The sequence below is a fragment of the Undibacterium sp. WLX3042 genome, from assembly GCF_049544825.1.
Taxonomy (GTDB): Bacteria; Pseudomonadota; Gammaproteobacteria; order Burkholderiales; family Burkholderiaceae_D; genus Undibacterium.
In genome coordinates this window covers 2,321,864-2,335,734 of sequence record NZ_CP186698.1, presented here as the reverse complement: position 1 = coordinate 2,335,734, position 13,871 = coordinate 2,321,864, and the positions used below count along the sequence as shown (strand labels likewise).

14 protein-coding genes and 1 tRNA gene are annotated in these 13,871 nt (G+C 48.1%); all 15 read left to right on the top strand.

All coding sequences use genetic code 11. The annotated features are described in order from the left end of the window. Positions 1-233: 233 nt before the first annotated feature. Entirely contained in the window at positions 234-962 is a 729-nt protein-coding gene (locus ACPAOP_RS10615) for an SIMPL domain-containing protein (RefSeq protein ID WP_423707954.1), read from the top strand. A 113-nt stretch (positions 963-1,075) separates the two neighbouring features. Further along, entirely contained in the window at positions 1,076-1,942 is an 867-nt protein-coding gene (pssA, locus tag ACPAOP_RS10610) for a CDP-diacylglycerol--serine O-phosphatidyltransferase (protein ID WP_423678716.1), read from the top strand. A 356-nt stretch (positions 1,943-2,298) separates the two neighbouring features. Continuing rightward, on the top strand, positions 2,299-3,837 hold the full coding sequence (locus ACPAOP_RS10605; RefSeq protein WP_423707953.1) for a 2-isopropylmalate synthase: 1,539 nt from the start codon (positions 2,299-2,301) through the stop codon (positions 3,835-3,837). Between the two features lie 118 nt (positions 3,838-3,955). Continuing rightward, positions 3,956-4,225: a 30S ribosomal protein S15 gene (gene rpsO / locus ACPAOP_RS10600; protein ID WP_423678718.1), complete on the top strand. Its 270-nt coding sequence runs from the start codon at positions 3,956-3,958 to the stop codon at positions 4,223-4,225. Positions 4,226-4,443: 218 nt separating this feature from the next. Continuing rightward, entirely contained in the window at positions 4,444-6,588 is a 2,145-nt protein-coding gene (gene pnp, locus ACPAOP_RS10595; protein WP_423707952.1) for a polyribonucleotide nucleotidyltransferase, read from the top strand. 100 nt (positions 6,589-6,688) lie between these two features. Next, positions 6,689-7,669, top strand: coding sequence for an NAD(P)H-quinone oxidoreductase (locus tag ACPAOP_RS10590; RefSeq protein WP_423707950.1), 981 nt, complete (start codon positions 6,689-6,691; stop codon positions 7,667-7,669). Between the two features lie 200 nt (positions 7,670-7,869). After that, positions 7,870-8,619, top strand: a complete 750-nt coding sequence (gene tpiA / locus ACPAOP_RS10585; protein ID WP_423707949.1) for a triose-phosphate isomerase — start codon at positions 7,870-7,872, stop codon at positions 8,617-8,619. Between the two features lie 44 nt (positions 8,620-8,663). Beyond that, positions 8,664-9,029, top strand: a complete 366-nt coding sequence (gene secG, locus ACPAOP_RS10580; protein ID WP_423678722.1) for a preprotein translocase subunit SecG — start codon at positions 8,664-8,666, stop codon at positions 9,027-9,029. An 85-nt stretch (positions 9,030-9,114) separates the two neighbouring features. Continuing rightward, positions 9,115-9,199, top strand: a tRNA-Leu gene (locus ACPAOP_RS10575). 109 nt (positions 9,200-9,308) lie between these two features. Next, positions 9,309-9,668 (top strand): NADH-quinone oxidoreductase subunit A, encoded by a 360-nt coding sequence (locus ACPAOP_RS10570; RefSeq protein WP_212679390.1) that lies wholly within the window; start codon positions 9,309-9,311, stop codon positions 9,666-9,668. Positions 9,669-9,674: 6 nt separating this feature from the next. Continuing rightward, positions 9,675-10,151, top strand: coding sequence for a NuoB/complex I 20 kDa subunit family protein (locus ACPAOP_RS10565; RefSeq protein ID WP_186885120.1), 477 nt, complete (start codon positions 9,675-9,677; stop codon positions 10,149-10,151). Between the two features lie 29 nt (positions 10,152-10,180). Then, positions 10,181-10,777 carry an NADH-quinone oxidoreductase subunit C gene (locus tag ACPAOP_RS10560; RefSeq protein ID WP_423678723.1) on the top strand — a complete coding sequence of 199 codons (597 nt, stop codon included), beginning with the start codon at positions 10,181-10,183 and terminating at the stop codon, positions 10,775-10,777. Continuing rightward, positions 10,777-12,030 carry an NADH-quinone oxidoreductase subunit D gene (locus ACPAOP_RS10555; RefSeq protein ID WP_423678724.1) on the top strand — a complete coding sequence of 418 codons (1,254 nt, stop codon included), beginning with the start codon at positions 10,777-10,779 and terminating at the stop codon, positions 12,028-12,030. Before ACPAOP_RS10560 ends, ACPAOP_RS10555 begins: the two co-directional genes overlap by 1 nt. A gap of 36 nt (positions 12,031-12,066) precedes the next feature. After that, positions 12,067-12,555 (top strand): NADH-quinone oxidoreductase subunit NuoE, encoded by a 489-nt coding sequence (gene nuoE / locus ACPAOP_RS10550; RefSeq protein ID WP_423678725.1) that lies wholly within the window; start codon positions 12,067-12,069, stop codon positions 12,553-12,555. Further along, a complete protein-coding gene (gene nuoF, locus ACPAOP_RS10545; protein WP_423678726.1) occupies positions 12,555-13,850 on the top strand; it encodes an NADH-quinone oxidoreductase subunit NuoF in 1,296 nt (431 codons plus the stop codon). Before nuoE ends, nuoF begins: the two co-directional genes overlap by 1 nt. Positions 13,851-13,871: the final 21 nt, after the last annotated feature.

Here is a 13,871-nt window from a genome sequence, read left to right as displayed (position 1 = left end):
TCTCATTTTCACCTATATGTCCCAATAAAATAAAGGGGATATAAATATACTGGGGGGAGTATTTTTATGGCTGAAAACGGGGTGGGAAGCTGATTTAGCTTTGAAACACAAATCCTGTTGGAGTCATTGCAGGAATATTGGATGGGTGAGAACGCTGAAAACAAGGTATCTTAGCAACTTGAATCAAGAAGACTTGTCTGAATCAACAATACCAACATTTCCGGAGAATGATCATGAAAAAATTACTTGGCTTTACTGCGGCTTGTGTGCTGGCAATCCCCGTTGCCGCGCAGACGCTTACCGGTACCGTCATTACCGTCTCAGGATCGGCAGATGTGAAGGCTGACAATGATCAGGCAGTGCTCAATTTTTATATCGAAGAGCAGGATAAAGACAAAACCGTGGCCGCGTCCAGGGTTAATCAGAAAATGAAATCCGGTACTGAGCTGATCAGGAAAGAAGACCCGCAGGCAGAGTTACGCACGCGATCTTATTATTCTTATCCCATCTATGCTGAAACCCCGGTGAACGCAGCAGGGCAGCCAGTCAAGCGCCAGATTACAGGTTGGCGCTCTGGTCAGTATCTGGAAGTGAAAACGACCAATCTTGCGCAGCTGTCCTCGACGGCAGCCGCAGGTCAGAAAGTGCTGGCGCTGAACGGTGTGAATTTCGGTTTGTCTGATGCCGCGATCAAAAAATTCGAAGCCGCGCGGGTTGACGCTGGTTATCGTCAGTTTTCTGAGAAAGTCAAAATGATTGCAGCTACTATGGGGAAGAAGCTTGATGATATTGTGATCGAGTCTCTCGATTTTGATAACGCCGGTAGTGAGTTGCGTCAGTTTGAGGCTGCACCCATGATGCTCAAGGCAGCCAGAGCTGATGCGGCGGCAACGGAACCCAGCTTTGAGCCGGGATTTACTTCCCTGAATATAAAAATCACCGGGAAACTGCGCCTGAAATAGACCATACAGTCAGGCTTGCGGGTTTGCCTGACTGATAAACAGGGTTATACTTCCTGCGCAAAGTGCCAGGTTCCGCCCGACATGTTCGGGCTATTTTATTTCTTCAGATTCACATGCCATCTTTTAATCGACGCAAACCCAAAGGTAATTTCAAGCTTTTCCCTAAAGGCGTACGTAAAACGCAGCAAAGAGTCGATGCCGACAGCGTGGCTTTGCCTGTGAAAACGGCGGCGCGCGGACGTGGCATTTATTTGTTACCGAATGCATTTACAACTGCTGCTTTGTTCTGCGGGTTTTACGCCATTGTTATGGCAATGGATCAGCGTTTTTATCAGGCAGCGCTGGCGATTTTTATTGCGATGGTACTGGATAGTCTGGATGGCCGGGTTGCCCGGATGACGAATACCCAAAGTGAATTCGGTGCGCAGTACGACAGTCTGTCAGACATGATTTCTTTTGGTGCTGCACCGGCACTGGTCGTGTATGAATGGTCGTTGCGCGGTATGGATAAACTTGGCTGGCTGGCCGCATTTGTTTATTGTGCAGGCGCCGCGTTGCGACTGGCACGCTTTAATACGAATATCAGTATTGTTGATAAACGTTATTTTCAGGGCTTGCCAAGTCCGGCCGCAGCGGCGCTGGTCGCTGGTTTTGTGCTGTTGATGGATGATTTGCATTTTGCTGGTGGCGATCTGCGCTGGATTGCCTGGGGCATCACCTTGTTTGCGGGTCTGACGATGGTGACGAACGTGCCGTTTTACAGTTTCAAAGATGTGAATCTGAAAAAAAGCGTTCCTTTTATTGCGCCTTTGTTAGTGTTACTGGTGTATGTGGTCGTGGTCAGTGATCCGCCTAAAGTGTTATTTGGTTTGTTTGTGTTGTATGGTTTATCCGGTTACGTTGTGTTGCTGTGGCGCTGGCGCAAAGGTCGGCCGATCAGCATCATCCAGACCAGCGTGGAAACGCACGACGATAAATAAAATTTTGTTTTAACGCAGAATCGCCACAATGTACAAAATGCATTGTGGCTTTTTTTCTTTTCGGATTAATTAAATTAGAAAGATGCTGCTATAAATTCTTGCACTTTTCTGTGTTCGCGCTTATAGTCGAATGCATGAACTTTTCAGTCACATCCCTCACATTAAAAACTGTAGCAGACGCATCCCGTCTGCTATCGCTATTTGCATTTCTGCTAGTGCGGTAACGCGCTAAATCCCCTATACCCACAATTTGAGTAATCTCTTACCCCTGTGTGCGTTGCAAGGGTGGGGCGGAGAATATTCAGCATTTTTATCGATTCATTTTCAATCTCAATCATTCTTTTCAGGAGAAAATCATGGCAGACAAACTCATCATATTTGATACTACTTTGCGCGATGGCGAGCAATCACCGGGCGCATCGATGACGAAAGATGAAAAACTGCGGATTGCGAAACAACTGGAGAGATTGAAAGTCGATGTGATTGAGGCCGGTTTTGCGGCAGCCTCGCCCGGTGATTTTGAATCGATCAAAGCTATTTCTGCGACGATTAAAGATTCCGTGATCTGCTCTTTGTCACGCGCCAATGACCGCGATATTTCCCGTGCAGCGGAAGCCCTGGCTGCTGCGCAGCGCAAGCGTATTCACACTTTTATTGCGACGTCTCCTTTGCACATGGAGAAAAAATTGCGCATGACTCCGGATCAGGTATTGGAACAAGCGATTCAGGCAGTACGTTTTGCGCGAAATTTTACGGACGACGTTGAATTCAGTCCGGAAGACGGCAGCCGCTCGGAGATGGACTTTTTATGCCGCGTGATTGAGGCGGTAATTAAAGAAGGTGCAACGACGATTAACTTCGCTGACACGGTTGGCTACGGTGTGCCGGAGTTATACGGCAATATGCTGAAAACCTTGCGTGAGCGTATCCCGAATTCTGATAAAGCGATCTGGTCGGTGCATTGTCATAATGATCTGGGAATGGCCGTGGCGAACTCGCTTGCGGGTGTGATGATTGGTGGCGCACGTCAGGTGGAATGTACGATTAATGGTCTTGGTGAGCGTGCTGGTAACACTGCGCTCGAAGAAATCGTGATGGCGGTGCGTACGCGTAAAGATTACTTTAATCTCGATCTGGGTATTGATACGACTCAGATTGTTTCGGCATCGAAGCTGGTGTCGCAAATTACCGGCTTTGCAGTGCAGCCAAATAAAGCCGTGGTTGGCGCAAATGCGTTTGCCCATGCGTCCGGCATTCATCAGGATGGCATACTGAAAGCGCGTGATACCTATGAAATCATGCGTGCCGAAGACGTGGGCTGGAGTGCAAATAAAATTGTTCTCGGTAAGCTCTCAGGCCGGAATGCCTTCAAACAGCGCCTCGAAGAGCTTGGCATCATTCTGGAATCTGAAGCAGAAATCAACGCCGCTTTTGCCCGTTTCAAGGAACTGGCTGACCGCAAATCTGAAATTTTTGATGAAGATATCCTTGCTCTGGTGTCAGACGAAGAACAGGCCAATGACAAAGAAGCATACCGCTTTGTTTCGCTGGCCCAGCATTCTGAGACTGGCGAATCACCGAAGGCAAAAGTGGTGTTTGCTTTTGCCGGTAAGGAAGTGACTTGCGAAGCAAATGGAAATGGACCAGTGGATGCAATCGTGAACGCGATTGAATCCGAGGTTAACAGTGGCGCTGAATTGCTGCTGTTTTCAGTCAATGCAATCACGACCGGCACACAGTCTCAGGGAGAGGTAACGATGAGGCTGCAAAAATCCGGACGTATCGTCAATGGTGTCGGTGCTGATCCTGATATCGTTGTGGCATCTGCGAAGGCTTACTTGTCAGCGCTGAATAAACTCGAATCCAAGTCAGAAAAGCTGAATCCACAAGTTTGATTCATTGATTATTTCTGTGCTATAGTCTCGGCTCCCGTCATTTTGGCGGGAGTTTATTTCACGATAGTGATGGTTTTGTTACTCAACAACTGTTGCTATCGCATGTAAAGGAAAAGTTATGTCTATCGAAAAAAGTACAAAAGCCGCTATCGTAGCGGATAACGCCCGTGGTCAGAACGACACAGGTTCTCCAGAAGTTCAGGTTGCTTTGCTGACAGCCCGTATCAATGATCTGAACGGTCACTTTAAAGCCCACGGTAAAGATCACCATTCCCGTCGTGGTCTGATTATGATGGTTAACCGTCGTAAAAGCCTGTTGTCTTACCTGAAAGGTAAAGACCTGAATCGCTATCGCGCTCTGATCGAAAAACTCGGCTTGCGTAAGTAATTCTTGCTGAATTTAGCAAAAAATTTATAGCAAAAAGCCTGCGTCAGTTGACTGTCGCAGGCTTTTTGTTTATCTGATGTTTTGGTTTTTCGCGAAATTTTTAGCAAAATTTGTTGGAAATAAGTGAAAAACTGGCAAAAGGCAATCCTGACGGATTGCACGTGGTGAGGTGAACGACAGCGCCTGAAAATCTGTCGGCAAAATAGAAAGGACACATTGTGTTTAACAAAATTACGAAAACTTTCCAATATGGTCAACACCAGGTGACATTGGAGACCGGTGAAATCGCACGTCAGGCTTCCTGCGCTGTGATGGTATCGATAGAAGATACCGTGGTGCTGGCAACGGTTGTTGCAAAAAAAGATGCTAAACCTGGTCAGGACTTTTTTCCTCTGACCGTGGATTATATGGAAAAAACTTACGCTGCAGGCCGCATTCCTGGTGGTTTCTTCAAGCGAGAAGGTCGTCCATCAGAAAAAGAAACATTAACTTCACGTTTGATCGATCGCCCGATTCGCCCATTGTTCCCAGAGGGCTATCTGAATGAAGTTCAGGTGATTGTGCATGTATTGTCCGTCAATCCTGAAATTGATCCGGATATCGCTGCGATGATCGGCGCTTCTGCAGCGATTTCTGTTGCTGGCATTCCTTTTAATGGCCCTGTTGGTGCTGCGCGCGTTGGTTATATTGACGGTCAGTATGTATTGAATCCAACGGCAACGCAGTTGAAATCTTCCAAGCTGGATCTGGTTGTTGCGGGTACAGAGCAAGCTGTGCTGATGGTGGAATCTGAAGCGCAGCAATTGTCTGAAGAAGTCATGCTCGGTGCGGTTGTGTTCGGTCATGAGCAAATGAAAGCCGTGATCGATGCGATTCACGAATTGGTACGTGATGGTGGTAAGCCTGAAGTGCAATGGGCGCCTGCACCGAAAAATGAAGTACTGATTGCTGCTGTTACTGCTGTTGCAGAGCCTTTGTTGCGCGCTGCTTATCAAATCAAAGAAAAACAAGCTCGTACTGAGCAACTGAAGGCAGCAACTTCTACAGTGACTGCAGCGCTGGCTGAGCAAGCTGCTGCTAAAGGCGAGGCTGCTCCTGACTCTGCTGAAGTCGGTAACATCCTGTTTGATCTGGAAGCGAAAATTGTTCGCTCGCAAATCCTTGAGGGTGAGCCACGTATCGACGGTCGCGATACACGTACTGTACGTCCCATCACTATTCGTACCGGCATTTTGCCGCGCACGCACGGTACAGCCTTGTTCACCCGTGGTGAAACTCAGGCGCTGGTGATTGCAACGCTGGGTACTGCCCGTGATGAGCAAAAAATTGACGCGCTCATGGGTGAATACTCTGACCGCTTCATGTTGCATTACAACATGCCTCCGTTTGCTACTGGTGAAACAGGTCGTGTTGGTACGCCTAAGCGTCGTGAAATTGGTCACGGTCGTCTGGCGAAACGCGCTTTGCAGGCTGCATTGCCTGATCCGGAAGATTTCAGCTACTCCGTCCGTCTGGTTTCTGAGATTACTGAATCCAACGGCTCCTCTTCTATGGCATCCGTCTGCGGTGGCTGTCTGGCTTTGATGGATGCGGGTGTGCCGATGAAAGCACATGTTGCAGGTATCGCCATGGGTCTGATCAAAGAAGGTAATAAGTTTGCTGTTCTGACTGATATTCTGGGTGATGAAGATCACCTTGGCGATATGGACTTTAAAGTTGCCGGTACTGCCGAAGGTATCACTGCGTTGCAAATGGATATTAAAATCCAGGGTATCACTAAAGAAATTATGCAGGTTGCTCTGGCACAGGCGAAAGAAGGTCGCGTCCATATTCTGGGTAAAATGCAAGAGGCGGTTCCGGTTGGTAAGACCGAGTTGTCTGATTTTGCGCCACGCCTGATTACGATCAAGATCAATCCTGAGAAAATCCGTGATGTGATTGGTAAGGGCGGAGCAGTGATCCGCGCGTTGACGGAAGAAACAGGTACTCAGATCGACATCAGCGACGAAGGCGTTGTTACTATCGCTTCTGTTGATGCGGCTGCCGGACAAGAAGCCAAGCGCCGTATTGAAGAGCTGACTGCGGAAGTTGAAGTGGGTAAAATTTACGAAGGTACGGTATTGAAGTTGCTGGACTTCGGCGCGATTGTGCAAATCATGCCAGGTAAAGATGGCTTGCTGCACATCAGTCAGATTGCTAACGAACGCGTTAATGCAGTTGCTGATTATCTTAAAGAGGGGCAGCAAGTGCGTGTGAAAGTGCTGGAAACGGATGATCGTGGCCGCTTCAAGTTGTCCATGAAAGCTGCTGTTGTCGAAGGCGATGCGCAAGCACAATCGCAAGAGCCGCAAGCAGCACAGTAAGCGCTGGCTTTAGTTAAAATGTTGCATTAAAAAACGCCCGTTCAGACGGGCGTTTTTTTATTGGCATACTATGACTTTTTTTATTTAACTGGTGATTTTTATGCGTGCAATTGAAATTACAAAATATGGGGCGCCCGAGGTCCTGCAGTTGTGTGAGCGTGAGGTTCCGCAGCCAAAGGTAGGTGAGATATTAATTAAGGTGCACGCTGCGGGCGTGAATCGTCCTGATGTGTTGCAGCGACTCGGCTATTATCCGGTGCCAAAGGGGGCTTCTGATTTGCCGGGTCTGGAGGTTGCAGGGGAAATCGTCGGTGGAGATTTGTCGGGGACGGAGTTTCAGTCAGGTGATGCTGTCTGTGCTCTGGTGCAGGGTGGCGGATATGCTGAATATTGTGTTGCCCCGGCGGCACAATGCTTACCGGTGCCGAAGGGTCTGAGCATGTTGGAGGCGGCTTCATTGCCTGAAACTTATTTCACTGTGTGGAGTAATGTCTTCGATCGGGCCAGGCTGAGTACTGGTGAGACCTTGTTGGTGCAGGGCGGTACATCTGGAATTGGTGTTGCGGCTATTCAGATTGCGAGTGCGCTTGGTCACCGGGTTTTTGCGACGGCTGGTACGGATGAAAAATGCCGAGCAGCTGAAAAGCTTGGTGCTGAGCGGGTCATCAACTATAAGACTGAAAAATTCCCTGAGGTTGTTAAATTACTGACGGCAGGTAAGGGGGTGGATGTAATTCTCGATATGGTGGCAGGAAGTTATATACCGCTGGAGATTGACAGTCTGGCAGATGACGGTCGCATTGCGATTATTGCTTTGCTGGGTGGTAGTCGTGGGGAGTTAGATTTTGGGCAGGTATTACGCCGGCGGCTGACCATAACCGGATCAACTTTACGTCCACGTTCAGTTGAGTTTAAAGCGCAAATTTCTGCACAATTGCAGCAACGTGTCTGGCCCTTACTTGAAGCCGGGAAGATCAGACCAGTCATTCATCAGGTACTCTCCTTGAGTGATGCGGCGCAGGCACATGCTTTGATGGAAGATGGTCGTCACATCGGTAAAATTATGCTGCAAGTAGTCTGATTTCCCATGGTCTGAGTGACGAGATTGAGGGAGAGCGGATTTTGGCGTGTCAGTATGATCGGTGTGCAGGATGAATGAGTGGATATCTGGGGGGATATAATCGTCGTGCTATTTCATGGCTTGTTTGTTTTATGTTGGCTTTGTTTGACCGGGTATTATCAGCGGGATACAATAGACGGTTATTTATATTCTGATCTCTTATGCGACGTACTCTCATTGCTGGTAACTGGAAAATGAATGGCAGCTTCGCTGCTAACCGTTCCTTGTTATCTGAAATCGTAGCCGGTTTATCTGTGTCTCCGGATTGTGATGTGCTGGTATGCGCCCCAACGCCCTATCTTGCTCAGTGTGCGGAGCTGCTGAATGCAAGCTCTGTCAAGTGGGGTGCGCAAGATGTCTCTGAGCATGCGCAGGGAGCGTTTACCGGTGAAGTTGCTGCTTCGATGCTGGTTGATTGCGGTTGTCGTTATGTGATCGTCGGGCATTCTGAGCGTCGTGCATATCATGCCGAGTCCAATGCTGTCGTTGCAAAAAAAGCGCTGCGTGCCATGTCTGAACAGTTGATTCCGATTGTCTGTGTCGGTGAGACTCTGGAGCAGCGTGAGAGCGGGCAGACTGAAGAGGTGGTTGGTGCGCAATTGCAGGCTGTGCTGGATGTTTTGGATGCGACTCAAATCGCTCGTCTGGTTGTTGCTTATGAGCCTGTGTGGGCGATTGGTACCGGTAAAACAGCAACGCCTCAGATGGCGCAGGATGTTCATGCCTTTTTGCGTCAGCAAATTGCGCTGAAAGACACGGCGGCGGCGGCGACGGTTCAGATACTTTATGGCGGCAGTATGAAGCCGGATAATGCAAAAGATTTGCTGGCGATGGCAGATATTGATGGTGGTCTGATTGGTGGTGCTGCGTTGAAGTCGGCAGATTTTCTCGCCATTGTTGCTGCAGTTTGATTGTTTGACTAAAGATTGAAGATTAATTTTTTTGGGTGTTTTGAATGCAAACTTTTTTTACATTGGTAGTGGTTGTTCAGGTGATCTCTGCATTGGCAATTATCGGCCTGGTTTTGCTGCAGCATGGTAAGGGTGCTGATATGGGCGCTTCTTTTGGTTCGGGGGCATCCGGTAGTCTGTTTGGAGCAACAGGTTCCTCAAATTTCTTGTCCCGTTCTACAGGTATTGCGGCAGCAATATTTTTTGCGGCAACTTTAGCGCTGGGTGTTTTTGGTGGTGAACGCAAACCTGCAGGTGGTGTAATGGATAATTTGCCAGTGACAAAAGCTGCTCCTGTTGCTGTGCAGGCGCCTGCTCCAGCTTCTGCTGCGGCTGCTTCATCGGCGCAGCCAAATCAGATTCCAAAATAAATTTATATTTCCCGGTAAAAATTCTTGAATTTCCTCGATTGTGCGTTGAACAATGAGGTCATTCAGGGTAGAATGCTGGGCTTAGGCCGACGTGGTGAAATTGGTAGACACGCTATCTTGAGGGGGTAGTGGCGAAAGCTGTACGAGTTCGAGTCTCGTCGTCGGCACCAAAAAACAAATCAGTTTTCCTTGCTGGTTTTGTCGAGGAAGCGGTTATTTCTGATGCTGTAATTCAAAAGTAATTTGCTTCATATGGCGTTCAATTACAGGTAGCCTAACGTGAACCTCGAAAATTATTTCCCAGTTCTTCTCTTTATTCTGGTTGGTATCGGAGTTGGTGTGTTGCCTCAGGTTTTGGGGCGAGTCCTCGGTCCGTATAAGCCAGACTCTCAAAAAACATCTGCATACGAGTGCGGCTTCGAAGCATTTGAAGATGCGCGTATGAAATTTGATGTGCGATATTATCTGATCGCGATTCTCTTCATTCTCTTTGATCTTGAAACAGCATTTTTCTTTCCGTGGGGCGTAGCTATGCGTGACCTTGGATGGACTGGTTTCTTGATTATGCTTGGCTTTGTGCTCGAATTTGCTGTCGGATTCTGGTACATCTGGAAAAAAGGCGCTCTGGATTGGGAGTGATGGAAAATGGCTATTGAAGGTGTGTTGAACGAAGGCTTTGTTACGACAACGGCTGATAAGCTGATTAACTGGACTCGTACCGGGTCGATGTGGCCGATGACGTTCGGTCTGGCTTGCTGTGCAGTTGAAATGATGCATGCAGGTGCGTCGCGCTACGATCTTGATCGTTTTGGTGTTGTGTTTCGTCCTTCGCCGCGTCACTCAGATGTGATGATTGTTGCGGGTACTTTGTGTAATAAGATGGCACCTGCGTTGCGCAAAGTCTACGATCAGATGGCAGAGCCCCGTTGGGTTATTTCTATGGGGTCTTGTGCTAATGGTGGCGGTTATTACCACTATTCCTATTCCGTGGTTCGTGGCTGTGATCGTATCGTTCCAGTTGATATTTATGTGCCTGGTTGTCCGCCGACGGCAGAAGCGTTGCTGTACGGTGTCATTCAGCTGCAAAACAAAATTAAACGTACAAACACCATCGCGCGCTGATTGCGTGATTGCTTAGGCAGCTTTTAACTATGACGATCAAATTAGAAAAACTCGAGCAGGCATTAAAAGCAGTCTTGGGTGAGCGTATTCTTGAGCTGAAAAATGCTCTCGGTGAGTTGACGGTTGTTGTGTCGGCAGCTGAATACTTGCAGGTCATGCGCGATCTGCGCGATCATCCGGAGACATGCTTTGAAGAGTTGATTGACCTGTGTGGTGTTGATTACTCTACTTATGCGGACGGTGCCTGGGATGGTGCTCGTTACGCAGTTGTCTCTCATTTGCTGTCGATTAAAAATAACTGGCGCCTTCGTGTCCGTGTTTTTGCGCCGGACGATGAAATGCCCCTGGTTTCATCTCTGATTGACGTGTGGAACGCTGCCAACTGGTATGAGCGTGAAGCCTTTGATTTGTACGGTATATTGTTTGATGGTCATAACGACTTGCGTCGTATTCTGACCGACTATGGTTTTATTGGTCACCCATTCCGCAAAGATTTCCCTGTATCTGGCTATGTGGAGATGCGTTACGATGCGGAGCAAAAGCGCGTTGTCTATCAACCTGTGACTATTGAGCCACGCGAAAATACGCCACGTATTATTCGTGAAGAAAATTACGGGATGAAATAATGGCTGAGATTAAGAATTACACACTCAACTTTGGTCCTCAGCATCCTGCTGCGCACGGTGTTTTGCGTCTGGTGCTTGAATTGGATGGCGAAGTTATTCAGCGTGCTGACCCGCATATCGGTCTGTTGCATCGCGCGACAGAAAAGCTGGCCGAACAAAAGACATTTTTGCAGTCCGTTCCTTACATGGATAGGCTCGATTATGTGTCGATGATGGCAAACGAGCACGCCTATGTGATGGCTATTGAGAAAATGCTCGGGTTGGAAGTGCCGTTACGCGCCCAATACATACGGGTGATGTTTGATGAAATAACGCGTCTGCTGAATCACTTGTTGTGGATTGGTGCGCATGCGCTTGACGTTGGTGCTATGGCGGTGATGTTGTATGCATTCCGTGAGCGTGAAGATCTGATGGACTGCTATGAGGCGGTGTCCGGTGCGCGTATGCATGCGGCTTACTATCGCCCGGGTGGTGTCTATCGTGATTTGCCTGATGAAATGCCTAAGCATAAAGCATCTTTGCTGAAGAACGAGAAAACAATGCGTTTTCTTAACGAAAACCGCCAGGGTTCTTTGCTTGATTTTATCGAAGATTTTACAAATCGCTTCCCAAAATACGTCGACGAGTACGAAACATTGTTGACGGATAATCGTATCTGGAAGCAGCGTTTGGTCGGTGTTGGCGTCGTGTCGCCTGAGCGCGCGAAAGCGATGGGCTTTACCGGTGCGATGTTGCGAGGCTCTGGCGTTGAATGGGATTTGCGCAAGAAGCAACCATACGAAGTATATGATTTGCTTGATTTCGATATTGCTGTCGGTGTCAATGGTGATTGCTATGACCGATACCTTGTTCGTGTAGAAGAAATGCGCCAATCAAACCGTATTATTAAGCAATGTGTTGAGTGGCTCAGAAATAATCAGGGTCCTGTCATTTCAGATAATCACAAAGTTACCCCGCCGCATCGTGTTGACATGAAGTCGAATATGGAAGATTTGATCCATCACTTCAAGCTGTTCACCGAAGGCTTTCATGTTCCTGTCGGTGAAGCATATGCTGCTGTTGAACATCCAAAGGGTGAGTTTGGTATCTATCTGATGTCTGATGGTGCTAATAAGCCTTACCGTTTGAAGATTCGTGCTCCGGGATACCCTCATTTGCAAGGTCTGGACGAAATGGCGAAGGGTCATATGATTGCCGATGCGGTAACGATTATTGGTACTCAGGATATTGTTTTTGGTGAGATTGACAGATAAAAGAACGTCGTCTGACGTTTATTAGAGGCATTAGCTATGGTGTTATCAGAGCAGGCATTTAAAAAAATTGACCGTGAACTGGCAAAGTTCCCTCCTGATCAGCGGCAGTCTGCTGTGATGGCCGCTTTGGCCATTGCACAGGATGAGACTGGCTGGATCTCCCCGGATGTAATGCAGACTTTAGCTGACTATATTGGTATGCCTGCCGTTGCAGTTCAGGAAGTGGCGACTTTCTACAATATGTACAACACGAAGCCGGTCGGTAAATTCAAAATTACCGTCTGTACCAATTTGCCTTGTGCTTTGTCGGGCGGAGAGCGCGCGGCTCATCATCTGAAACAGAAATTGGGTATTGATTTCAAAGAGACGACCGCTGATGGTCGCTTCACTCTGGTTGAGGGTGAATGCATGGGAGCATGCGGCGATGCGCCTGTTATGTTGGTCAACAACAAGCGTATGTGCAGTTTTATGTCGAACGAAAAAATCGATGGACTGGTGAATGAACTGAAAGAGGCGGGTAAATAATGACGAGTCTGCACAATCGCCATATCAAGCCTTTGATTCTTGCCGGTCTGGATGGCAAAAACTGGCACTTGCAAGATTACGTAGCGCGCGGTGGCTATGCTTCATTAAAACGTATTCTTTCTGAAAAAATTCCGCCTGAGCAGGTTATTGCGGAGCTAAAAGCGTCGTCTTTACGTGGGCGTGGTGGTGCAGGCTTCCCGACTGGTCTGAAATGGAGTTTCATGCCACGTCAGTTTCCGGGACAAAAATATCTTGTCTGTAATACCGATGAGGGCGAACCTGGTACGTTCAAGGATCGCGATATTATTCGTTATAACCCTCATGCTCTGATCGAGGGTATGGCGATCGGTGCCTACGCGATGGGCATTACTGTCGGTTACAACTACATCCACGGCGAAATTTTTGCTGACTATGATCGTTTCGAGGAAGCGATTGAGGAAGCGCGCGCAGCGGGGATGCTTGGTAACAATATTGCGGGCTCTGAATTTAGTTTTCAATTGCATGCGTTCCATGGGTATGGTGCCTATATTTGCGGTGAAGAAACTGCATTGTTAGAATCGCTGGAAGGTAAAAAAGGCCAGCCGCGCTTTAAACCACCGTTCCCGGCCAGTTTCGGCTTGTATGGTAAGCCGACAACAATTAATAACACCGAAACATTTGCCGCAGTACCGTTCATATTTGCCATGGGTGGTGAAAATTATGCTGCCCTTGGTAAGCCAAATAACGGTGGTACAAAGATATTCTCTATTTCAGGTGACGTTGAGCGGCCTGGTAATTATGAGATTCCGTTGGGTACGCCATTTGCCACGTTACTTGAGTTGGCGGGCGGCATGCGTGGCGGAAAGAAAATCAAGGCAGTGATCCCGGGCGGCTCTTCCGCACCGGTGATTGTTGGTGATGTGATGATGAATACGGATCTTGATTATGATTCGATTTCCAAGGCGGGTTCTATGCTTGGATCCGGAGCCGTCATCGTCATGGATGAAACCCGTTGCATGGTCAAATCGCTGGAACGTCTGTCGTATTTTTATTTTGAAGAGTCGTGCGGGCAGTGTACGCCTTGCCGCGAAGGTACAGGCTGGTTGTATCGTCTTGTTCACAGGATAGAAAATGGATTAGGTCGTCCAGAAGATCTGGATATGCTGAATTCCATCGCTGACAACATTCAGGGTAAAACGATTTGTGCGTTAGGCGATGCTGCAGCGATGCCAGTACGTGCGTTCGTGAAGAACTTCCGCGAAGAGTTTGAATATCACATCGAGCATAAGCATTGCTTGGTTCCCACTTACCTGTAAGCCAGCTTCGGTTAGCACACT